At 72.4% G+C, this 21,506-nt stretch carries 23 protein-coding genes and 1 pseudogene; 14 read left to right on the top strand and 10 right to left on the bottom strand.

Going from position 1 to position 21,506, the window contains the following annotated elements; genetic code table 11:
• The first annotated feature begins 101 nt into the window (after positions 1-101).
• Positions 102-1,283, top strand: coding sequence for a response regulator transcription factor (locus IH48_RS0121155; protein WP_199809984.1), 1,182 nt, complete (start codon positions 102-104; stop codon positions 1,281-1,283).
• A 148-nt stretch (positions 1,284-1,431) separates the two neighbouring features.
• Here IH48_RS0121155 and IH48_RS33530 read toward each other — a convergent pair.
• Positions 1,432-1,933: pseudogene (locus IH48_RS33530) on the bottom strand (NUDIX hydrolase).
• Between the two features lie 218 nt (positions 1,934-2,151).
• Here IH48_RS33530 and IH48_RS0121145 point away from each other — a divergent pair.
• The 3 genes from IH48_RS0121145 (at position 2,152) to IH48_RS0121135 (ending at position 3,739) form a co-directional block, all read left to right on the top strand.
• Complete coding sequence (locus IH48_RS0121145) at positions 2,152-2,538, top strand: helix-turn-helix domain-containing protein (protein WP_030906794.1); 387 nt, start codon at positions 2,152-2,154, stop codon at positions 2,536-2,538.
• A gap of 18 nt (positions 2,539-2,556) precedes the next feature.
• Positions 2,557-3,195: a hypothetical protein gene (locus tag IH48_RS0121140; RefSeq protein ID WP_030906790.1), complete on the top strand. Its 639-nt coding sequence runs from the start codon at positions 2,557-2,559 to the stop codon at positions 3,193-3,195.
• A 154-nt stretch (positions 3,196-3,349) separates the two neighbouring features.
• Positions 3,350-3,739, top strand: a complete 390-nt coding sequence (locus tag IH48_RS0121135) for a DUF2516 family protein (RefSeq protein WP_030906788.1) — start codon at positions 3,350-3,352, stop codon at positions 3,737-3,739.
• A 37-nt stretch (positions 3,740-3,776) separates the two neighbouring features.
• Here the strand turns inward: IH48_RS0121135 and IH48_RS0121130 are convergent, their stop codons facing one another.
• The 3 genes from IH48_RS0121130 to IH48_RS0121120 all read right to left on the bottom strand — a co-directional run bounded on the left by IH48_RS0121130 (position 3,777) and on the right by IH48_RS0121120 (position 7,674).
• Positions 3,777-5,174, bottom strand: a complete 1,398-nt coding sequence (locus IH48_RS0121130) for a PP2C family protein-serine/threonine phosphatase (RefSeq protein WP_078849914.1) — start codon at positions 5,172-5,174, stop codon at positions 3,777-3,779.
• 306 nt (positions 5,175-5,480) lie between these two features.
• Positions 5,481-6,674, bottom strand: a complete 1,194-nt coding sequence (locus tag IH48_RS0121125) for a C40 family peptidase (protein WP_030906781.1) — start codon at positions 6,672-6,674, stop codon at positions 5,481-5,483.
• 193 nt (positions 6,675-6,867) lie between these two features.
• Positions 6,868-7,674, bottom strand: a complete 807-nt coding sequence (locus tag IH48_RS0121120; RefSeq protein ID WP_030906778.1) for a class I SAM-dependent methyltransferase — start codon at positions 7,672-7,674, stop codon at positions 6,868-6,870.
• 189 nt (positions 7,675-7,863) lie between these two features.
• On the opposite strand from IH48_RS0121120, the gene mshA reads away from it, so the two are divergent.
• Together mshA and IH48_RS0121110 are read left to right on the top strand one after the other, a co-directional pair.
• A complete protein-coding gene (gene mshA / locus IH48_RS0121115) occupies positions 7,864-9,204 on the top strand; it encodes a D-inositol-3-phosphate glycosyltransferase (protein WP_030906776.1) in 1,341 nt (446 codons plus the stop codon).
• A complete protein-coding gene (locus IH48_RS0121110) occupies positions 9,197-9,844 on the top strand; it encodes a YbjN domain-containing protein (RefSeq protein WP_051840294.1) in 648 nt (215 codons plus the stop codon). Before mshA ends, IH48_RS0121110 begins: the two co-directional genes overlap by 8 nt.
• Before the next feature lie 48 nt (positions 9,845-9,892).
• Here IH48_RS0121110 and IH48_RS0121105 read toward each other — a convergent pair whose 3' ends face one another.
• Positions 9,893-10,561: a hypothetical protein gene (locus IH48_RS0121105; RefSeq protein WP_030906770.1), complete on the bottom strand. Its 669-nt coding sequence runs from the start codon at positions 10,559-10,561 to the stop codon at positions 9,893-9,895.
• Between the two features lie 251 nt (positions 10,562-10,812).
• Here IH48_RS0121105 and IH48_RS0121100 point away from each other — a divergent pair, with 251 nt between their 5' ends.
• From IH48_RS0121100 to IH48_RS0121085, 4 genes are all read left to right on the top strand, one after another.
• Positions 10,813-11,505: a TetR/AcrR family transcriptional regulator gene (locus IH48_RS0121100; RefSeq protein ID WP_037842749.1), complete on the top strand. Its 693-nt coding sequence runs from the start codon at positions 10,813-10,815 to the stop codon at positions 11,503-11,505.
• Between the two features lie 245 nt (positions 11,506-11,750).
• On the top strand, positions 11,751-12,416 hold the full coding sequence (locus tag IH48_RS0121095) for a DUF6230 family protein (RefSeq protein ID WP_030906763.1): 666 nt from the start codon (positions 11,751-11,753) through the stop codon (positions 12,414-12,416).
• Between the two features lie 53 nt (positions 12,417-12,469).
• Positions 12,470-12,868, top strand: a complete 399-nt coding sequence (locus tag IH48_RS0121090; protein WP_030906760.1) for a DUF6114 domain-containing protein — start codon at positions 12,470-12,472, stop codon at positions 12,866-12,868.
• A 68-nt stretch (positions 12,869-12,936) separates the two neighbouring features.
• Entirely contained in the window at positions 12,937-14,670 is a 1,734-nt protein-coding gene (locus IH48_RS0121085; protein ID WP_420705518.1) for an MFS transporter, read from the top strand.
• Here the strand turns inward: IH48_RS0121085 and IH48_RS0121080 are convergent.
• From IH48_RS0121080 to IH48_RS0121065, 4 genes are all read right to left on the bottom strand, one after another.
• Positions 14,645-15,442 (bottom strand): class I SAM-dependent methyltransferase, encoded by a 798-nt coding sequence (locus tag IH48_RS0121080; RefSeq protein WP_030906755.1) that lies wholly within the window; start codon positions 15,440-15,442, stop codon positions 14,645-14,647. The two genes, IH48_RS0121085 and IH48_RS0121080, sit on opposite strands and share 26 nt — an antisense overlap.
• A gap of 106 nt (positions 15,443-15,548) precedes the next feature.
• Complete coding sequence (locus IH48_RS0121075; RefSeq protein WP_030906752.1) at positions 15,549-16,502, bottom strand: ABC transporter permease; 954 nt, start codon at positions 16,500-16,502, stop codon at positions 15,549-15,551.
• A complete protein-coding gene (locus IH48_RS0121070; RefSeq protein ID WP_030906749.1) occupies positions 16,499-17,467 on the bottom strand; it encodes an ABC transporter ATP-binding protein in 969 nt (322 codons plus the stop codon). The genes IH48_RS0121075 and IH48_RS0121070 overlap by 4 nt, the downstream gene beginning before the upstream one ends.
• Positions 17,464-17,883 carry a GntR family transcriptional regulator gene (locus IH48_RS0121065; protein ID WP_037842747.1) on the bottom strand — a complete coding sequence of 140 codons (420 nt, stop codon included), beginning with the start codon at positions 17,881-17,883 and terminating at the stop codon, positions 17,464-17,466. The genes IH48_RS0121070 and IH48_RS0121065 overlap by 4 nt, the downstream gene beginning before the upstream one ends.
• A 102-nt stretch (positions 17,884-17,985) precedes the next feature.
• Between IH48_RS0121065 and IH48_RS0121060 the strand changes: the two genes are divergently transcribed.
• Positions 17,986-18,603, top strand: coding sequence for a DinB family protein (locus IH48_RS0121060; RefSeq protein ID WP_030906743.1), 618 nt, complete (start codon positions 17,986-17,988; stop codon positions 18,601-18,603).
• Here the strand turns inward: IH48_RS0121060 and IH48_RS0121055 are convergent.
• Entirely contained in the window at positions 18,600-19,010 is a 411-nt protein-coding gene (locus IH48_RS0121055) for a nitroreductase/quinone reductase family protein (RefSeq protein WP_030906739.1), read from the bottom strand. The two genes, IH48_RS0121060 and IH48_RS0121055, sit on opposite strands and share 4 nt — an antisense overlap.
• A gap of 151 nt (positions 19,011-19,161) precedes the next feature.
• Here IH48_RS0121055 and IH48_RS0121050 point away from each other — a divergent pair, with 151 nt between their 5' ends.
• The 3 genes from IH48_RS0121050 to IH48_RS0121040 all read left to right on the top strand — a co-directional run bounded on the left by IH48_RS0121050 (position 19,162) and on the right by IH48_RS0121040 (position 21,431).
• Positions 19,162-20,112, top strand: a complete 951-nt coding sequence (locus tag IH48_RS0121050) for a LysR substrate-binding domain-containing protein (RefSeq protein ID WP_030906737.1) — start codon at positions 19,162-19,164, stop codon at positions 20,110-20,112.
• A gap of 525 nt (positions 20,113-20,637) precedes the next feature.
• A complete protein-coding gene (locus tag IH48_RS0121045; protein ID WP_030906735.1) occupies positions 20,638-21,153 on the top strand; it encodes an SRPBCC family protein in 516 nt (171 codons plus the stop codon).
• A 35-nt stretch (positions 21,154-21,188) separates the two neighbouring features.
• Positions 21,189-21,431 carry a hypothetical protein gene (locus IH48_RS0121040; RefSeq protein WP_030906733.1) on the top strand — a complete coding sequence of 81 codons (243 nt, stop codon included), beginning with the start codon at positions 21,189-21,191 and terminating at the stop codon, positions 21,429-21,431.
• Positions 21,432-21,506: the final 75 nt, after the last annotated feature.

Raw genomic sequence — 21,506 nt, 5'->3', positions numbered from 1 at the left:
TACGTCCGGAAGGGCCAAGAGGCGCTAACTGTTTCGCACCTGACGCACGGCACGAAAATGGTTCCGTGCCCAGGAGTGGAGAGGGAGGAGGACAGCCGCACGTGGACACTGCCGCGGATCGCTGCCAGGCGTGCGGCACGCCGCTGCCGACAGCGCACAGGGTCGGGCGGCCCCGCTGCTACTGTTCCGCCACCTGCCGTTCGGCTGCCCGCCGGGCACGGCGCCGGGCCGAGAAGGCAGGCGGTACCGCCCTGTCCGCGGGCCTCTGCACGACGGACATCGCCGGCCACTCCTGCGGCCGGGTGGCGCGCTTCGCCGTCATGCTGAACCGCCGCGAGACCCGGTTGTGCGGCCCTTGCTACGAGGCGGCGATGGACTTCCTGATCAGCCAGGGAGTGACCGCCCGTGATGTCAGGACGGTCCGGCTGACCGGGCTGGAGGCCCAGCCACCGACGCCGCCCACCGTGCCCGCCCCCGCGGTGGGAGGTCCCGGTCGGTGCCCCCGCGTGCTTTTGATCGAGGACGACAAGGCTTTAGTCACCGCGCTGGAGATGCTGCTGCGCCAGCGCGGAGACTATCTGGTCAGCCATGCGAGCGACGGAGCGACCGGTCTCCGCGAGGCGTACGCGCAGCGCCCGGATCTGGTGCTGCTCGACATCATGCTGCCGGGCATCGACGGCATCGAGGTCTTGCGTCGCCTGCGCAGTGTCAGTGACGTGCCAGTGATCTTCCTGACCGCCAGGAATGACGATCAGGACCTGGTGATCGGGCTGGCCGCAGGCGCCGACGACTACATCGTCAAGCCGTTCCGCGTCGATGAGCTTCTGGCTCGGATAGCGCGGGTGCTGCGCCGGCATGGCGGCAGGGAGGATCAGGAACCCGTCTACGAGGACGGCCTGCTGCGGCTGGACTCCCTCAGTCTGGAGGCCCACGTCCTCGGCAAGCCGCTGGAACTGACCGCCACCGAGTTCCGCCTACTGAACCTGCTGGTGCGCAACGCGGGCACCGTGCAGCCGTTCGGGAATCTGCTGGCCACAGCTTGGAATGACCCGGGCGGGCAGGCAACCTCCCGGGTCAAGTTCACAATCTCGCGGCTGCGGCGCAAGCTCGACGCCACCCCGCTGGGCGGCAACGCAATCGTCTCGGCGCGCGGCATCGGCTACTTCTACCGTCCCCCGTCCACCCCCCGGGCCTCGGCCGCGGTAGAGGCTCCCCGCGCCGGTCACGGCCACGCCGACCGCATCCTCGACATCCTCAACCATCGTGAGGGAACACCTGAATAGCGAGCTCGTGCGGCGGAGCCGTTTCCCTGAGCGCAGCTGCGTCCTTGGACAGACGCTGTCGGCTACCGTGATCTCCTGTCCCTCGACCGATCCCGGGTGGGAGAAGGCCGTCCGGGGCGCGCTGCATTCACACGAACGGTGAGAGAGGTCAGGACTGCTCGGTCCGGAACGCGAGATACCGGCTGAAGGCTTCGTGACTGTCGGGAGTGAACCGCCACTCCAGGAGGGCCGAGTCGAGCTCCGGCTCGGTCAGCCAGCCATGCCAGGCGACCTCATCGGGATCGGGCACCACGGCGTCATGCACCACGGCTTCGTGCACGCCGAGCCAGTGAGGGCTCAAGCCGCTGCGGTTGAGGAACGTGAACAGCAGGCGCGGCAGCACACGAATGCCCAGCTCTTCGGCCAGTTCTCGCGCGGCGGCCTGTTCATAGGACTCGCCGACATTTGCGGCGCCACCGACCTCGACCTCATAGAGCCCGGGGAAGCGCGATACCTGCTCCGACCGCCGGTGGACGAGGATCCGCCCACGCTCATCACGACACACAGTCACGGCGGACCCGGTGCAGCCAACCCTCCCCGATGGCCTCCCGACGGCTGACCACCCCCAGCACGCGATCTTGATCGTCGACACGCTCCACCAATTCATCCACGATGCACACCCTGGCAGAGCCCACCGACAACGCCCGCCTCCCGGCCACTCGCGGAACCGGACCAAGAGCGCCTGCGCAATGGCGCCGGACCCGGACGGCGACTGTCGTGCACACACGACACCTATCGTGCTCAGGCCCAAGCGGCGAGGCCCGCGGGTGCGTGCTTCTGCAAGCGGCGGTGCTTGCAGAAGTTAGCGGAATGTGTGCAGCATGGGGGCATGGCAGCACTCAACGTCGGCAACATCGGTGAGTACCTGCGCGAGCAGCGGCGCACGGCGCAGCTCTCGCTGCGGCAGCTCGCCGACGCCGCCGGGGTGTCCAATCCGTATCTGAGCCAGATCGAGCGCGGGCTGCGCAAGCCGAGCGCGGAGATCCTGCAGCAGCTCGCCAGGGCGCTGCGCATCTCCGCGGAGACGCTCTACGTGCAGGCCGGGATGCTGGACGAGCGGGAGCGTGAAGAGGTCCAGACGCGGGCCGCGATCCTCGCCGACCCCTCGATCAGCGAACCGCAGAAGCAGGCCCTGCTCCAGATCTACGAGTCGTTCCGCAAGGAGAACGCTTCCGCGCCCCAGGAGCCCGGCAGCGTCGTACCCCCCTCATCCTGACCCCGGAGGTTGAACGTCATGGCAATCGCCGATGACCTGCGCAAGACCCTCACCGACCCGACGCCGCTCTACTTCGCCGCCGGGACCGCCGACCTCGTCGTGGAACAGGTCAAGAAGGCGCCCGAGCACTTCGAGGCCGTGCGCAGGAGCGACCCGCGCGCGATGCAGGAGCAGGCGGCCGAGCGAGCCCGTGGGGCGCAGGCGAGCGTGCAGGCGAAGGTGAACGAGCTGATCGGCTCGATCGACCGCGACCCGCGCAAGCTGGGCGAGACCGCGCAGGGCCTCGCGCTGCGCGGCGTCGGCGTCGCGCTGGAGTACGCCGTGAAGGCGCGGGAGACGTACGTACGCGTCGCCGAGCGCGGCGAGCAGAGCGTGCGCACCTGGCGCGGCGACGCGGCCGATGACGCCACCGACATCGCCGTCGCCGTCGAGCCGGACGCGCCCGCGAAGCCGTCGAAGGCGCCCGAGACGCCCGTCGCCACCGACCCCGGCGCGCCGCGCGCCGCGACGCCCCACGTCGCGACGCCGCGCGCCGGGACGCCTCGCAGGGCCACGCCCCGCAAGGCGGCACCCCGCAAGGCCACCCCGCGCAAGGCCGCGCCCCGCAAGGCGCCGGAGGCGAGGAAGAACACGCCGCCCGCGTCGGACGGCGAGTAGGAGCCGGGCGGGTTTCGGGCACTCTTGACGTGTCCGGTCCGTTGTCCGCGTACGGTTGCTAACGGTCCGGTTCGCTCCTTTTCGCGCGCCGGGCCGCACAGCGGTGGGTCGCCCACCGGTACACCACCCATCTTCTCCACAGGCGGTGCACGGCATGTTGCTCTCAGGCTTCGGCTTCGTCCTCTTCCTGATCGGCTTGTTCCTGCTGGTGTTCGGCGTGGTTGCGCTCGTCATCGCGTCGACGACGCGCGAGGACGCCTACCGCGCCACCGGCAAGAGGACCAAGAAGTTCTGGGTCGGCATCCTCTCCGCCGTCGTGGCGGTGAACGTGCTGCCGATCATCGGGATCTCCCTCCCCCTGATGACCATGCTCCAGATCGCCGGCCTCGTCGGGACGATCGTGTTCATGGTCGACGTGCGTCCCGCCACCCGCGCCATCACCGGCGGCGGCGTTGGCCGTGGCCGCGGCTGGCGGCGCGGCCGCCCGGGCGGCGGCGGGTCGGGCAGCGACGGCCCGTACGGGCCCTACAACGGGCGGCGCTGAGCCGCCCGCCTGCGCGGCGCACGCCGCGCGGCAGCACTCACGGCGCCGCCGGTCCCACGAGGGCCGGCGGCGCCGGCGCGTTCTCGCCCCGGCCCAGAAGGAGCACGGCCACGTCGTCCGTGAGGTCCCCGCCGTTCAGCTCCTCGACGCGGGCCAGCGCGGCCTCGATCAGCGCGTCGCAGCGCAGCCCGGCCGCGAGCTGCTCGTTGACCATCTCGGCCATGCCGTCCTCGCCGAGCCGGCGGCTCGAACCAGCGCCCACCCGGCCCTCGATCAGGCCGTCCGTGTAGATCATCACATCCCACGAGTCGCCGAGCTCCACCCGCCGGCTCGGCCACCTGCCGCCGGGCAGCAGCCCGAGCGCCGGGCCGCTGTGCTCGTACGACAGCAGCCGCGCGTCCTCGCCGCGCCGCGCGACCAGCGGCGCCGGATGGCCCGCGAGGCGCACGGTGGCGCCCCTGCCCTCCGGCTCGATGTCGACGGTGCACAGCGTCGCGAAGACCTCGTCGCTCTGCCGCTCGCACTCCAGCACCTGCTGCAGCGTCGCGAGCAGCGTGTCGCCGCCGATGCCCGCGAGGGTCAGCGCGCGCCATGCGATGCGCAGCTCCACGCCGAGCGCCGCCTCGTCGGGGCCGTGTCCGCACACGTCGCCGATCATCGCGTGGACCGTGCCGTCGGGCGTGCGGACCGTGTCGTAGAAGTCGCCGCCGAGCAGGGCGCGCGACCTGCCGGGCCGGTAGCGGGACGCGAAGCGCAGCTCGGATCCTTCGAGCAGCGGCGTGGGCAGCAGCCCGCGCTCCAGGCGCGCGTTCTCCTGCGCGTGCAGCCGGGACTCGGTCAGCTGGCGCTGTGCGCCGTCCGCGCGCTTGCGCTCGACCGCGTACCTGATGGTGCGGCTCAGCAGCCGCCCGTCCAGCTCGTCCCGGAAGAGGTAGTCCTGCGCGCCGGCGCGTACGGCCGCGGCGGCGCGCTCGGCGTCGCCCTCGTCGGCGAGCGCCAGCACGGCGTGGTGCGGCGCGAGGCGCAGGACGCGGCTGAGCGGGCCGAGCCCGTCGTCGGCGGCCGCGCCGGGCAGCGCCAGGTCGACGAGCAGGCAGTCGATGTCGTCCGTGAGCAGCCGGGCCGCCTCGGTGAGGTTGCGCGCGGTGCGGATGCGGACGCGCGTGCCGCCGCCCTCGGGCAGCTCGGGCACGCTGAAGGGACCCGCGGGGTCGTCCTCGATGACGAGCAGGGTGAGGTGGCCGCAGGGCGCGGCGGTGGCGGCGCCATCGGCACCGCCGACGGCATCGGCGCTGTCCGCGCTCGCCGCGGTGCCGGTGGCGCGGTTCCGGTTCTGGTCCTGCTCCTGGTTCTGCGTGCTGTCTGCGGTGTCCGGCGTGGCCGCGGTCCGCTCCACTTCTGAACCTGTGCGCTGCCGCGGTACGGGTACGGGCATCGGTCTGGCTTTCCTTCCCTCCCCCCGAGGGCGGTGGTGCGGCGACGATCGACGCCCCACCGACGGGGACCATAGCGGTCCACGGCAACGGTACGGAATGGCGAGACGGCAAGCGGCCCGTGTCATATGCGCTCCCGCGGGCCGCTCACGGGCCGCCGATCCGGCGCATCCATGGTGTTTCGGCCGGTTTGGTGCCGTGGTTTCGCCATGACGAACATCACGTGTGCCGTTCGGCGCCGGGCGGCGGGGACGGCGCCCGGCGCGTGCGGCACGTCACACGCCCGTATACGCAGGGGCCGTTGGGCGTCACGCGACCGGCGGCGCACCCGCGTCCGGCCGTACGACGCCGAGCACCGGCATCGTGCCCGCCTTGGACACCATCACGTCCTTGCCGGGTCTCGGCGCCTGGATGATCTCGCCGCCGCCCGCGTACATCGCCACGTGGCTGGCGTCCTTGTAGTAGATGATCAGGTCGCCCGGGCGCATGTCGGCGACGGCGACGTGCGGCAGCAGCCGCCACTGCTCCTGCGACGTGCGCGGTATGTGTATCCCCGCCGCGGCCCACGCCTGCGACGTCAGCCCCGAGCAGTCGTACGTGTCGGGCCCCTCGGCCCCCCACACGTACGGCTTGCCCAGCTGCGCCGTGGCGAAGGCCAGCGCCTTCGCGCCCGACTCGCTCGGCGGCCGGTTCATGTCGCCGGGCGCCGACGAGTTCAGCCAGGTCGTCTGCGCCGTCGCCGCCGCGTCCTGCTCCAGCTTCGCCAGGCGCGCCCGCCGGCTCGCGGTGAGGCCCGACTCGAGCCGCTTCGCGTCGGAGATCTTCCGCTTGATCTCCTTCTTGTTCTCCGCGGTGGCCTGCTGGTTCTTCTTGAGTTTCTGCCAGCTCGCGCCCGCGTCCCGCGCGTAGGTCGTCAAGTCGGCCTGCGCGTCGGTCATCTGCTTGATCAGGCGGTTCGTCGCCTTCTGCTCGGCCGCCGCATGGCCCAGGCCGTCGAGGAAGGACTGCGGATCGCCGGTGAGGGCGAGGCGCGCCGAGGCCGGCAGGCCGCCGTTGCGGTACTGGGCGCGTGCCGCCGCCCCGGCCTGCTTCTTCAGCGCCGCGATCCGCGCCCGGCCCGCGACGAGCGCCGCCGCCGTGCGGGCCATCTGGTCCTTCTGCTCGGACGCGCGCTCCGTGGCGAGGTTGTACGCGTCCGTGGCCGAACCCGCCTGCTGGTACAGGCTGTCGATGTGCTGCCGCACCTTGTCGAGCGCCGCGTCCGAGCTGGTTCCCTGGGTGGTGCCCGTGCCGTGCGTGCCGTGGCCGGCCGCGCCGGGCGGCAGTTCGACCGGTGGCGGTGCGACCGGCGAGCCGTGGTCCTGCGCGGGCAGCGAAGCGCCGCCGCCCGAATGCGGCGCGGGCGCCGCGTACGCGCGGGACGCGGTCGCCACGGGCGCCGCGTACAGGCCGAGCGCGCACACCAGCGTGATCGCGGCGGCCACACGGCGTCGACGGCTCACGACGTCCCCCCAGCCCTCGCGGCTCTTCCCGCTCTTCCCGGTCTCCTACGGCTCACGAGCCCCCCACGTCACGTCAGTTCTCCCCATGCGCCACGCTCGGCGACGCGCGCTTCCGCGCATGGGACGCACCGATCCTCGCCCGGGTTCCCCTCCCCGCGCAATGGCCTCATGCGACGGCCCCGTGCCGGGCCTCTCAGGCCCCGCGCGGTGCGAGCGCCTGCCAGCGCACCGTCACCTCACCCTGGCGGGTGCGCCGCGGGTCGGCCACCACCGGCCAGTCGGCGGCGAGTTCGCCTACGGCGGTCAGCCAGCGCTGCCGCACGCCGAGCGGCGCGTACGCGGCGGCCGAGGCCCAGGCCCGGTCGAAGTCGCGCAGGAAGGCGTGCACCGGCTCGCCCGGCACGTTGCGGTGGATGAGCGCCTTCGGGAGCCGCTCCGCGAGGTCGGACGGCCGGTCGAGGCCGTGCAGCCGCGCCGCGAACGTGACGGTGCGCGGCCCCTCGGGGCCGAGCGCGACCCACACGTGCCGCCGCCCGATCTCGTCGCAGGTCCCCTCCACCAGCAGCCCGCCGGGCGCGAGGCGCGCGGTGAGGCGTGCCCAGGCGGCCGGCACCTCGTCCTCCGGGTACTGGCGCAGCACGTTCGCCGCCCGGATCAGCAGCGGGCGCCGGCCGCCGGGCAGCGGGACCTCGAAGCCGCCGTGCAGGAAGCGCAGGCCCTCACGCTCGTACGGGAGCGCGGCCGCGACCCGGGACGGGTCGATCTCCACGCCGGTGACCTCCGTGTGCGGCGCCACGGCGCGCAGCCTGGCCAGCAGTTCGACGGCCGTCCACGGCGCGGCCCCGTAGCCGAGGTCGACGACGGCCGGGTCACCGGCGGAGCGCAGGGTCAGGCCGTGGCACGCGGCGATCCAGCGGTCCATGCGGCGCAGCCGGTTGCGGTGGGTGGTGCCTCGCGTCGCGGCGCCCACGGGACGGGGGCGCGGGCGGGACGACGGCATGGGGCGAGCCTATCGAGACGCGGAAGACACGCGGACATGTGGGCAATCTTTTGGCAAAGCGGAAATGAAAGGGCTCGTTCCGCTGTTGCACGGAGGCTGAGGGCGGGCAGCCGCCTGCCCACGGCGCCGACGTGACGCGCGTGACGTGCGTGCGCCGTGCCGAGTGCCCCGAGCGAGAGGACCGTCGACGTGAGCCAGTACGTGTCCAGGATCAAGGGCACGGTACCGCCCCCCAGGCTCAGGTTCCCCGGACAGCGCCGCAGGCCGCGCCGCGTCGCCATGCTCAGCGTGCACACCTCGCCGCTGCACCAGCCCGGCACGGGCGACGCGGGCGGGATGAACGTCTACATCGTGGAGCTGGCCAAGCGCCTCGCCGCCATCGACATCGAGGTGGAGATCTTCACCCGCGCCACCACCGGCGGGCTCAGCTCCGCCGTGGAGCTCGCCCCAGGCGTGCTCGTGCGCCACGTGGACGCGGGACCGTACGAGGGGCTGTCCAAGGAGGACCTGCCCGCGCAGCTGTGCGCCTTCACGCACGGCGTGATGCGGGCGTGGGCCGGGCACCGGCCCGGCCACTACGACCTGGTGCACTCGCACTACTGGCTGTCCGGGCACGTCGGCTGGCTGGCCGCCGAGCGCTGGCGCGTCCCGCTCGTGCACGCCATGCACACCATGGCGAAGGTGAAGAACGCGGCGCTCGCCGAGGGCGACACCCCCGAGCCCCCGGCCCGGGTCATCGGCGAGACCCAGGTCGTACGTGCCGCCGACCGCCTGATCGCCAACACCGACGAGGAGGCGGGCGAACTCGTCCGCTTCTACGACGCGGACCCCTCACGCACGGCCGTCGTGCACCCCGGCGTCAACCTGGAGCGCTTCAGGCCGGGCGACGGCCGCGCCGCCGCGCGGGCCAGGCTCGGCCTGCCCGCGGACGCGTTCGTGCCGCTGTTCGCCGGCCGCATCCAGCCGCTGAAGGCGCCGGACGTCCTGCTGCGCGCCGTCGGGCTGCTGGTGGACCGCTCGCCCTCGCTGCGCGACCGGCTGGTCGTGCCGGTGGTCGGCGGGCCGAGCGGCAGCGGGCTCGCGAAGCCGGAGGAGCTGCAGAAGCTCGCCGCCAGGCTGGGCATCGCCGACCTGGTGCGGTTCGTGCCGCCGGTCGGGCAGGACCGCCTCGCGGACTGGTTCCGCGCCGCGTCGGTGCTGGTCATGCCGTCGTACAGCGAGTCGTTCGGCCTGGTCGCGATCGAGGCGCAGGCGACGGGGACACCCGTCGTCGCCGCCGGCGTCGGCGGCCTGCCGGTGGCCGTGCGGGACGGCACGACAGGCTTCCTCATCCCCGGCCACGACCCCGCCGCGTACGCGGACGCGCTGCGCCGCTTCATCGACCGGCCAGGACTGGTGGACGAGATGGGCGCCGCGGCGGCGCGGCACGCGCGGGGCTTCGGCTGGGACACGGCGGCGCGCGCCACCGCCGACACCTACACCGCTGCCCTGCACGACCACCGGCGTCGCGTACGCTCGCCGCATGGGTGACGCGCAGCGCGGCACGGCCGCAGGGGGCGCGGCGGCGACGGCGGCCGAGGAGGCCGCGCGTGTCGTCGAGCGTGCCCTCGAAGGACTCAGGGACGCGGAAGCTGACGCGAACGGCGGCGGCTCCGGGGGCGGTGGCGGCAAGGACGCCGCCGGCCACGCACGCACCGGCGTCACCTGGGAATCGCCGGAACCGGGCTCGTACGTGGTCACACTGCCCGGCACGCGCAAGCTGTCCACGACGTGCTCGCTGCGCGTCGGCCGGCACTCGCTCTCCCTGAACGCCTTCGTCGTCCGCCACCCCGACGAGCGTGCCGACCGCGTCCACCGCTGGCTGCTGGAGCGCAACCTCCGCCTGTATGGGGTGAGTTACTCGATCGACCGGCTGGGCGACGTCTACCTGACGGCCAGGCTGCCGCTCGCCGCCGTCACCGAGGACGAGCTCGACCGGCTGCTCGGCGCGGTGCTCGAAGAGGCCGACGGCTCGTTCAACACACTGCTCGAGCTGGGCTTCGCCGACGCGATCCGCAAGGAGTACGCCTGGCGTGTGTCGCGTGGCGAGTCGACCCGCAACCTCGCCGCCTTCACCCACCTCACCGGCGAGGGCGCAGAGGGCGCAGGGGGCGGCGGGGGCGACGCCTGACGGCGGCCGCGCGGTGCACGGTCGCCGCCAACGTCCCTTGGGGAGGCGTCAGTTGACGAACACCGACGGGCTGCCGGACACGCTGGTGTCCTGCACGGGGCCGTACGTCGCCGAGAAGTAGCCGTCCGACGGGCAGAGACCCGACCCCGTCGTCTTCGCGAAGTGCTGGTCGGTGAAGGTGATCGTGTTTCCGGTGTTGGACGTCGTGCCGCTCAGCCCCGTCGAGGTGTAGACGCAGGTGATCGAGCCCAGCACCGTGTTCAGCTCCAGCGTCGTCGTGATCGGGCCCGCGCTGCCCGCGGCCACGTCGAGCGCGCCCGCGGAGGTGGCCGTCGAGGCGAAGGGCAGGTTGCCCACGGTGATGCTCTGCACGCCCGTCGCGCCGAGCACGTTGGTCGTGCAGCCGCCGAAGGTGTGGTCGGTGACGGACTCGGTGGCCGTGCCGGGCGCGGCCGGGTTGCCCGTGACGGAGGCGGTGAACGTCGAGCTGGTGCAGGTGATGCCGGTGCTGCCGCCCGAGGTCGTCGCGATGACGGCCTGCGCGCCGGGTGCGAGCGCGGCGGTGAGCACGTCGCCTGTGGCGACGGCGGTGCCGCCCGCGCTGCCGTACGTGAGGACGGAGCCGGCCGCGGCGCCCGCCGCGAAGGCCGGTGCGGCGGCGAGGAGTGCCGCGGCGGCGGAGACGCCTGCGGTGGCGAGGAGAGTGCGCTTGCCCATGGTGAAGTCCCTTGTGTCGAACGGACGGTATGGACGTGCGACGTACGACGGTGCGAAGTCGGATTGACTGGTGGGGGATTGGGGGAAACGGGCCCGGCGCCACGGACCCGTCCCGGGCCCCGGCCCTCGTGCGTTCCGCGTGCCGTGACGCGTCACGGCGAGAGGGAAACCCAAGAGGGTTGTAAACCCGCCGCGGTGGAGGCGTCAACCGTACGGGGCCTGAAAGCAGGGCCGTTGGTAAGGATGTGGCCATGGAAATCGCCCAGGACCACGAGCGGCGTCCGCTGCTGCCCGGTGCCCGCACGGGCCGCGAACCCGAGCGGTCGATCAGGCCGGGACCTCGGCGTACGCCGGCGGAGCTGGTGGCCGCGACCCAGCGCGATCGGCTGCTCGACGGGATCGCGCGCACCGTGGCCGAAAAGGGGTACGCCGGTGCGCGCATCAGTGACATCTGCCGGGCGGCCGGTGTGACCAAGCCGGTGTTCTACGAGCAGTTCGCGGGAAAGGAGGACGCGGTGCTCGCCGCGTACCGCTCCGGGGTGCGGCTCGTCGTGCAGGCCATGGAGCAGGAACACCTGCGTGCCGGGAGCGTGGGCGACTGGCCGGCCGCCGTGCGCGCGGCGCTCGCCGAGCTGCTGGCCATTCTGGCGGGCACGCCCGCGTTCGCCGCGATGCTGGTGGAGGTCGAGGGCATCGGCGGTGCGGGCCGCGCCGAGCGCGAGGTGCTGCTGCGCAGGTTCCGCACGTTCTTCGACGAGGCGCCGCCCGCGCCGCCCGGTGTGGTCGGCGAGGAGCTGGTGGACGCGGTGATCGGGGCCGTCCACCTCGCGTTGTACCGGCGCATCTCGCAGGGCGCCGCGCACACGCTGCCCGACCTGCTGCCGACCCTGCTGTGCGTGGTGCTCGCGCCGTTCGGCGCCCGGCCGGGGCACGAAGTGCCCTGAATGACACCAGCGTTGACGCCCGAACAGGCCGTGCACACACAAAGGGCACCTCTTTTTCACAGACCCGTTGACCGGGGGTGTACCTGGGGGTAACTTCCGAAGTGCTCCCGTGGCCGCGCCGCCGGCTTCTGAGGTGGCTGTGCCCTGTGGGGGATGCCACCGGTGGACGCGGGGAGCGGTCCGCGCCAGGGCGAAGCCGACGCACGTCGTTCCGCGATCGTCAGCGTGTTCAAGGAGCCTCATTCATGGCCATCTCCGAAGGACCAGACAGACTCGACGGCGAGGGCGCCGCCGCCCTCGCGCCGCCGCCCGCCCGCCGGGGCCGGGTACGCCTGCGCAGGGCGGCCGTGATGGGGGTGCCCGCCGCCGCGATAGCCGCCACGCTCGTGGTGCTCACCGCGCAGGGCGCCCTGGCGGCGCAGTTCGCGATATCGGGCATGCCGTTCGTGGTGCGCGGCGACAAGCTGACGGGCACCGGTTTCGGCCAGTTCGGCGGCCTCGACCACATGGCGCCCGGCAGCCCGAACGCGGGTGACACGGGAGGCCAGGTCCTCACGATCGTCACCGCCATCCGCAAGGCCGACATCACCAACCTGTGCCAGAGCGTGGCGCTCGGCGGTGTGTACCTGCACATCACGGCGGGCGCCGACCCGAACAACCCGGTGCACGCGGACACGTTGACGACGGACTCGACGGACATCGCGGGCAAGCTCGCATCGTTCGACAACATCGAGATCGGCGGCGACGCGTCCACGTTCGACAAGCCGCCGGTCAAGGGGCCGCTCGGGGTGTTCGGGCAGCAGGCCGACACGGTCACCATGAACAACTTCAGGCAGACCAACTACGCCACGACGGCCTCCAGGTTCACCCTGCCGGGGCTGCACATGAGCTTCTCGAAGAAGGGCTGCTGAGCGTGGCGTCCGAGCCCGGCGAGCGGCCGGCCGGGGACCCGTCCCCGGCCGCCGTGCCCGCCGCCAGGCAGCGGGGCTTTCGCGGGTGGCGGCGCAGACGGCCCTTCTGGGGCGGTCTCTGCGTGCTGCTCGGCGGGTGCGAGACGCTGCTCAGCGAGCGCGCCAACATCTCCGTCGTCCTGCACGCGGGCGCGGAGTCGCTGGCCGGGTACCTGCTGCCCGCCGTGGTCGCGATCTGCGGGCTGCTGATCATCTTCAACCCGATGCACCGGCTGTTCTACTCGGTGATCTCGGTGCTGTGCTCCCTCGGCATGTGGGTCACGTCCAACCTCGGCGGCTTCGTCGTCGGCATGCTGCTCGGCCTCGTGGGCAGTTCGCTCGCGTTCGGCTGGCTGCCCGACCAGGAGCCGAGGCGCAGGCGGCGCGGGAAGGCGGGCGCGGCGCGCGCGTAGGAGCCGGGCCCGCCCCCTGGGACGCGCTGGACGTGCGGGGCGGCGGGGCGCGGGGGACCATGGTCCGCATGAGCAGCCGTGAGACGCCTGAGCGCCCGCTGACATCGGCGGGCGGCAGCAGCCCCGCCGTCCGCCAGACACTCACACTGGCGGCGATGCTGTTCGCCGTCGCGATGACGTTCATCGACCAGACCATCGTGTCGATCGCCGCACCCGACATCGTGCGGGAGCTGAGCCTGTCCTCGTCGGGCATGCAGTGGGTGATCAACGCCTACCTGCTGGCCCTCGCGGCGTTCTTCGCGCTCGGCGGGCGGCTCGCCGACATCTTCGGCCACCGCCTGATGATGGTGATCGGCACGCTGGTCTTCGTGGTGTCGTCGGTGCTGTGCGGTGTGGTGCCCAGCGGCGGGTTCGCACAGGCCTGGCTGGTCATCTTCCGCGCGACGCAGGGGCTCGGCGCGGCCCTGATGTTCCCCGCCGCGCTCGCCGTCGTTGTCGAGGCGTTCCCCGCCGGGCGGCGCGGGCGGGCACTGGCCCTGTTCTTCGGCCTGTCGGGCGCGCTGACGGCGGTGGGTCCGCTGCTCGGCGGCTGGCTGACCGACTGGACGTGGCGCGCCGTCTTCTGGGTGAACGTGCCGATCGCGGTGATCGCGCTGGCGCTTGTGGGTCTTGCGAGGGTGCCGAACGTGCGCCGCGCCGACCGGGTGGACGTGGCGGGCGCCGTGCTCGTGGCGATCGGCCTGGCGCTCAGTGTGTTCGGCTTCATGCAGGCGTCGGCGTGGGGGTGGGCGTCGGCCGCGACCTGGGGGTGTGTCGTGGGCGGCCTGGCCGTCCTCGCGGTGTTCGTGCGCTACGAACTGACGCGTGCGCACCCGCTGATCAGGCTGGCGGTCTTCAAGGACCGGGCGTTCACCGTCGACATGGTCGTGCTGTTCTTCGCGATGCTCGCGTTCGTCCCGCTGTTCTTCTTCGCGTCGGTGTACGCGCAGGTGTCGCTGAGCGCGTCCCCGAACCAGGCAGCCCTGTTCCTGCTGTACTTCTTCGTCGGCTTCGCCGTCGCCTCGCAGTGGGGCGGCCGGATCCTCGACAAGCAGGGTGCGCGCCCCGCGCTGAAGATCGGTTCGATCGTCGGAGCCGTGGGGTTCGCGCTGTGGGCGGGCAAGGCGACGTCCCTGTCGATGCACGACCAGTGGCCTTACGTGGCGCTCGCGGGCGCGGGCATCGGCTTCATCCTGGCCCCGGCCTCGACGGACGCGGTCAACCGCGCGATCGGCGCCTCGTACGGCGAGGTCACCGGCATCTCGCAGACCGTGCGCAACTACGCGGCCAGTATCGGGCTCGCCGTCTTCGGGACCGTGCTCACGCACACCACCACCAGCAGGGTCTTCGACACACTGCACGGCCGCGGCGTGCCGGCCGGCGCGGCGCACGACGCGGCGCGGCACATCGCCCAGTCCGTGACGGGCCAGGGCGACAGCCGTCCGCCCAGCGGCAGCGGGGCCGTCTCCAGCGCCGTCAGGGACGCGGCGGGCTCGATCCGCATGGACTTCGCTGAGGCGAACCGCGTGGTCTTCTACTGCATGGCCGCGTGCCTCGCGGTGGCGTTCTTCGTCTCGTTGCGGCACCCGGGCGGCCGCCCCGCCCAAGTCGTGCCGGGTGAAGCGGCCGCGGCGGGCCCGGGCGCGGCGGAGTCGGGCGCGGCACCCCGCGCCTCCGCCACCTCGGGCACCTCCGGTCCGTCCGGCACCTCCCACGCCGCCCGCGCGTTCCGCGCGTTCAGGACGCGACGGGCTCCACGCTGACCCGTATCTTCGACTGCCCGTGCTTGCGCGTCTCCCAGTCGTCCATGAACCGCCCGTGCAGCCCGCGCTTCTCGGCGAGTGCGATCAGTGTTTCCGTGCGGTAGTAGAAGTCCTCCCGCAGCACCTGGTGCTCGTCGCCCTCCGTGCGGTCGAAGGTGAAGTCGAAGAAGCCGCCGGGCCGCAGCACCCTGCCGACGTGCGACAGGCACTCGTCGATGACGTCGAGCGGCGAGTGCGAGAACACGCTGTGCGCGTGCACGACGTCGAAGTGCGCGTCGGGCAGGAAGTCGAGCGTCAGGTCCTGGGTGATGGTGAGGTGCGGCAGCTTGTCCTGGAGGTGGAAGCGCGTCAGCGTCTGCTTCGCGGAGATGAGGATGTCCGGCGAGATGTCGATGCCGTAGTAGTTCCCGCTGTCCAGGTGGTCGATGAAGCGCCAGCCTGCCCGCAGGTTGCCGCAGCCGATGTCCAGCATGCGGTGTGCGGGTGACAGGCCGTGCCCGAGCAGGTACTCGTACTGCATGGCGCCGAGCGCGAGCCACCGGTCGTGGGTCCGGCTGCCGACGGCCGCCTCCGGGTTGCGTGCGGTGTCGGACGCCATCACGGCGCGGTAGTAGTCGACGTGGTTGGGGTGTTTCAGGCGCAGCCAGGTGTCGCGGGCGTTGCGCCGCACGTAGGGGGCGACGCGGCCGGGGTTGAGCACCGCGTAGCGCACCTTGTGGGCGAGTGCGGTGCGGTTGCTGCGCAGCGCCTTCGGTGACGTGGACGTGGGCATCTCTGACTGTTCCCTTCGTAAGCGTGGGCTGGGGGCGTTGACGCTCGGATCCGGCGGGGCGCCGTGCGGGCGGGGGAGGTTGCCCGCGCCCGCACGCGCCCGCGTTCTAGAGCGCGCGGCGGCGCAGGCGTACGACGATGAGCGCGACCAGCGCGACGGCGAGCACCAGCAGGATCGCGGTGGCGATCCACTGGCTGGTCCAGAAGTCGTGGCTCGGGAAGACCCGGTAGTAGCGGGAGACGAAGTCGTGCTGCTCCATGCACTTCCTCAGCCGGTCGCCGGAGAACTCGCAGGCACTGATGTCGTGGTACGAGCCGTTCGCGGCGATGTAGCCCCAGTCCCCGGCCGAACGGGCGCTGCCGATCAGCTGCTTGGGCCGCATGCCCGGGCTGATCCGGGTGACCGGTGTCAGCCACGTCAGCCTGAGGGCGAACAGGGCGAACCGCACGACGAACAGGGCGGCGAGCGTCGCCGCCATCGCCGGGATCACGCGCCGCAGCAGCAGCCCGGCGGCGCTGCCGGCGGCGAGGCCGAACAGCGCGCAGGCGACGGCCGCTGGGCCCGTCGCGTCGTAGATGTAGCCGTCGGACCAGTACAGGCCGCTGAGCATGTTGGAGACGGGCGACCACCACCAGGCGACGAGCGCCGCGAGTACGGCGGAGCCGAGCGCCGAGCAGGCCGCGGCGACACCGAAGCGCACGGCGAACCACCGTACGGGGCCCATGCCCTGGGCCAGCGCGAAGCGGTAGGTGCCGCTCTCCAGCTCGCGCCCGATCAGCGGCGCCCCCCAGAACACACCGACGAGTGCGGGCACGGCCATGCTCATGCCGCAGGCCAGCTTCAGCGGTCCCGTGCTGTCGAGGATCGCGACGATCGACCACGGGTTGTTCTTGCAGGTGCCGTTCCAGCCCTTGCACAGCGGGGCGTGGTGTCCGTGTATGTACGACATCAGCGAGGAGTGCTCGACGACGGCCCACACCGCGAAGGCCACGACCAGGGCGAGGCCGATGAGGAGCTGGCCGCGCTGGCGGCGCCAGGCGTACCAGAGGGTGCCGGTCATGCCGCGCTCCTCTCGCCGTCGCGTGCGCCGTCGGCGGCGCGGGCCGCGCGCAGCCGCCCGAGCAGCAGTTCCTCGACGGAGGGCGTGGCGGTCTCCCACCGATCCGGGTCCCAGGCGAACGGGGCCGCCGCCGCGCCGCCCGGTGCGTCCTGTCCTGGCGTCGCCTGGACGTGGCTGACGAGCGCGGTGACGAGCCGGCCGGTGCGGGACGACTCGACGACGGCCGCGCGGTCGAGCGCGGGCGGCAGCCCGTCCGGCGTGTCCTCGTGCGCGCGGCCGCGCACGAGTGTGTGCCCGTCGCGCAGCTCCTGCACGTCGCCGTCGAGCTGGACCTTGCCGTGGTGCAGCAGCAGGACGCGGTCGCAGACGTTCTCGACCTCGGCGAGCACGTGGGAGGAGATCACGAGGGTGAGCTGCCGTTCGGCCGCCTCGGCCATCAGCAGGCCGGTGATCTCGTGCCGCGCCAGCGGGTCGAGGTCGGCGAGCGGCTCGTCGAGCAGCAGCAGGCCGGCCTTGCGGGCGAGGACGACCGCGAGCGCGACGCGGCTGCGCTGCCCGGCGGAGAGCCCGCCGACGCGGCTGCGGGGCGCGATGTCCCCTGCGCGCACCACGCGCTCGGCGGCCTCCGTGTCGAAGGCGGCGTTGAGCTCGCGGCCCAGCCTGAGGGTCTCGGCGACGGTCAGGTCGGGGTAGAGGGGCGCGCCCTGGGCGAGGAAGGCCCGCCGCTCGCGCGAGGGGGGCGAGCCGGGGTCGTCCCCGAAGACGCGTATCCGGCCCGTGGTCGGGCGCAGCTGGTCGGCGGCGAGCTGCAACAGGGTGGATTTCCCGGCACCGTTGGCGCCGACGAGCGCGGTGACGCTGCCGGCGGGTATGTCGATGTCGCAGTCCCGCAGCGCCCAGCCGCCGCGGAAGCTGCGGCCGAGACCGGTGGCCCGCAGTGCCGGGGGCGCGGTGGGTGTGTTCACTTCTTCTGTTCCTCTTCTTCCCTTGCTGCTTCGCCGTCTGCCGCCTCGCCGTCGAGCACGTCGGTGACGAGGGCCAGCACGTCCTCGCGCTGGAGCCCGGCCGCCCGCGCCTGTTCGAGCCACGCGGCGAAGGCGGCGCGCAGCGGCGAACCGGCCCCGGCCTCCGGCCGCGCGAGCGAGCGGCGGACGAACGTGCCCTTGCCGGGGCGCGGATCCACCAGGCCCTCGCGTTCGAGCTCCCGGTAGGCGCGCAGCACCGTGTTCGGGTTCACCGCGGTCTGCTCGACCACCTGGCGGGCGGTGGGCAGCTGATCACCCGGCTGCAGCACGCCGAGCCGCAGCGCGGTCTTCACCTGGTTGATGAGCTGCTGGTACGTGGCGACACCGCTGTGCCGGTCGATCCGGAACGCGACCATCCCCACCTCATTCCACTAATGGATTAGTTAATTAAGCAGATGCCGGAGGGCGCCGTCAAACCCACCCGTGGACACGACGGGGCGGCATGGCACCCTGCGAACATGCCTCCGACACCGCCCGCACGGCTCGTCCCGCTGATCGCACAGTTCGACTTCGCGCGGAAGCGGCTGACGGGCCGGATGGTGGGCCCGGTCGTCGACAGCGGCAACGGCACCGATGTCGCCGTCGCCGCGATGACCGACGACGAGTACTTCTGGCAGCCGGTGCCGGACTGCTGGACGGTACGGCCGCGCACCGAACGGCCCGCCGCAGGCGCCGACTTCCTCGCCGGCGCGGGGGAGTGGGGACGCGACGCGTCCCGGCAGGTCCCGCCGCGCCCGCCGTTCACCACCCTCGCGTGGCGGCTGTCGCACCTGACCGAACTGCTGGCGCTGCGCGCCGACCACACGGCGGGCACCCACCGCCTCACCCGGGACGACCACCGCACGGCGGGGGACGCGGCCACCGCGATCGCCGCCTTCGACGCGGCTGCGTCGGCCTGGCGCGCGGCGCTGCTGGATGCGGGCGAAGAGGCGCTCGACACCGTCGGATACAGCACCTACCCGCACGGCAGCGACCCGGAGGACCCGTTCCTCGACACCGTCTGGTGGGTCAACCAGGAACTCCTGCACCACGGCGCGGAGATCGCGCTGCTGCGCGACCTGTACGCGCGGCGCTAGCCCGCCGGGGGCTCGTCGTCGAGATCGACGCGTACCGTCAGCAGATCGGTCCCGAACAGCACGACCGCCGCGCTGTTGCCGCGCGGCAGCGACCGCAGCCGGGCGCGCGGGTCGTCGTCGTGCAGCAGCCGCGCCGTCCCCGCGTACCACCGCCCCTTGATCCGGACGCGGACGCGGGGATCGGCCGCGATGTTGCGCACGTACTGCGAGCGCTCGCCGTGCTCCGACACGATCCAGAACACCTGCCCGGCACGGCGCCCGCCCACCGGCGTACGCCGCGGCTCCCCCGACACCCGGCCGGTGGTCTCCAGCAGCACCTGCGCGGGGTTGCGGGAGTTGATCGGATTGACGACGCGCCGCTGCAGTGCGGTGACGGCGCGGTGCTTGAACGCGGTGAGACGCGGCATGCGCTCGATCCTCCCAGTCGAGCTGCCCCGGGGGCACCCCGACGCCCCGCCCGTACGCCACGACTTCGGCCCGTGCCGCCCGCGAACCGGCTGCGAGAATCGGCCTACGTCACCGATTCGCGGCACTCGAAGCAATCCACGTAAGGATCCGATGACCGACAGATCCGATCTCGTCGACGGCCGCCTCAAGCTGCGGCACCTGCGCTACGTCGTGGCCATCGCGGAACAGGGCTCGCTGGTCGCCGCCGCGGAGCGCCTGCACATCACTCAGCCGGTGCTGACCCGTGGCCTGCGCGAACTGGAGGCGATTCTCGGCGTCGAGCTGTTCGTCCGCAGCTCGCGCGGCATGGCGCCCACCCTGTTCGGCGACGTGTTCGTGGACCACGCCCAGGCGGTGCTCGCCGAACTCCGCCGCGCCGGGCGGCACATCGAAGAGCTGGCGGAGGGGCACGCCGGCACCGTGACCGTCGGCCTGTTCCTCGCGGGTGCGAGCGTGCTGCTGCCGCGCGCGGTCGCGCGGGTGAAGGCCAAGTACCCCGACCTGACCGTCCTCATCCGGCACGGGAGCCCCGAAGCGCTGCACGAGGCGTTGCTCACCAACTCGCTCGACCTCGTCGTGGGCACGCTTGAACCGGCCGGGAACGACCGGCTGCGCCAGTACCACCTCTACTACGAACCCGTGCGGGTGGTGGCCAGGCGCCGGCACCCCGCGCACGGCCGGTCCGGCCTCACGCCGGCCGACCTGGCCGAGGAGGTCTGGTCGCTGCCGCCGGCCGGCGTTCCGCTGCGGCGGCGGATCGAGGAGCGGTTCCTGAGCCTCGGCCTCACCACACCCGCCAACCGGGTCGAATGCGGCTCGTTCCTGGCCGCGCGTGCCATCGCGCTGGAGACCGACACGCTGGTCGTGATGCCGGAGCTGGTCGCGGAGACGGAGTCGGACCTGCTCCCGCTCCCGGTGGATCTGGGCATCGTCGAGTCGGTCGGCGTCACGCTGCTCGCGAGCGGCCGGCCCACGCCCACGACGCTGCTGATGATGAGGAAGCTGGACGAGGTGGCCGCGGAGATCCGGACGGTGATCAGCGGCCATGCCCAACAGACATAGCTCGGCGCGAATTCGGCATTGGACGGGCATGGCGGCGCACTTCTATGGTCTGAGCCATGGAAATGAATTCGTCCTGCGTTTCGCACTGGTCGATGATTCCGCGAATTCCGTCACGAATTCCTTCATGTAGCGTCCCTGCCTCGCGAAATACTCGCTGCTTTTCTTCGGGTTCACGGTGGACTCGGCGAAAAAGCGGCTCGAACAAGGGTGCCACGCGCCATGCCCTCGCCCGGATGGTGCACGTGGCAGGCGCCGCGCGCCGGGCGCCGGGCGTCGGTATCGGCACCGGCCGCACGCCGGCACGCTTCCTGCGCCCCGGCGAACAGCTCGTGAGCTGGGTACCGGCGAAAGGAGTACGAACGTCGCGGAGACCATCGCCTACTACTCCGACTTCGGGCTCACCCACCACGGAGACGGCGTCTTCGCCACCCGCGAAGGCGGAGAGCAGCTACGTGTACGGCCCGCCGGGCACCGCCAGTTGCTGCAGCACGAGCCCGACGACTCGACACAAGAGGAGAGATCACCATGGCAGCGGACCTGTACGTACCCCAGATCCCGGACAACATGAACATCCGGTTCGTCGAGAACCGCATCATCGTCAAGCGCCCGGCGCAGGAGGTATACGACTGGGTGACCACCTGGGCGAACCTGCCGAAGTGGCTGCCGATGGCGTCGGACACCGAGGTGCGGCGCGGCACGGAGGGCGCCCCCGCCGAACTCGGCGACGTGCTGCTCGAGAACATCAGGCCGGAGCTGAACGAGAAGCCGAAGCTGTACACCGTGGTGGCGCGGGTCCCCGGCAAGCTGTGGACGGTGGTCGGCCGTGACGTGCTCGAAGACGGCACCCCGGCATGGGCGATGCACGCGATCGCCACGTTCACGACGTTCGACCTCGGCGACGGAACGACCCTGTTCTGCAGGGTGTTCCAGCGGCTGATCGCGCCCACCGAGCCGACCGGCCCGCACCCGGTCGAGGACCCGGCACGCATCCAGCCGGGTCTTGAGCTGCTGAAGGCACACATCGAGGGCACAGCCGCGTAGCGGGCCGCCCGCCCGCACAATCCTGTCGCGCCACCGTGCCGGAACCGGCGTGGTACCTGCACGACTTCTCCGAGCTGCGCCCGGCTGAGCTGTCCGCGGGTGGCACGTACGACTACCCCTGGCTGGACAGCTACTTCGTCTCGTCCCCTCGGTGCGAGGCATACCTGATCACGTCGGGCGAGCGCCTCGCGGGGTTCGCCATGATCCGGTCGGACGTGGAGGACGATGAAGACGCGGGAGACCGCGCGGCAGTTGTTCGGGCGGCGCCCGCCGGCTGACGCGGGCAGCGGGCCGTGATGAGCGCGAGGGACGTCATCCTCGCCGGGGCCGTCCTGACGGCCCGTGGCCGGGGA

This window comes from Streptomyces sp. NRRL F-5126 (assembly GCF_000721265.1).
Classification (GTDB): domain Bacteria; phylum Actinomycetota; class Actinomycetes; order Streptomycetales; family Streptomycetaceae; genus Streptomyces.
Note: the sequence above shows the minus strand (reverse complement) of the source record. Positions and strands in the feature narration are given on the sequence as shown.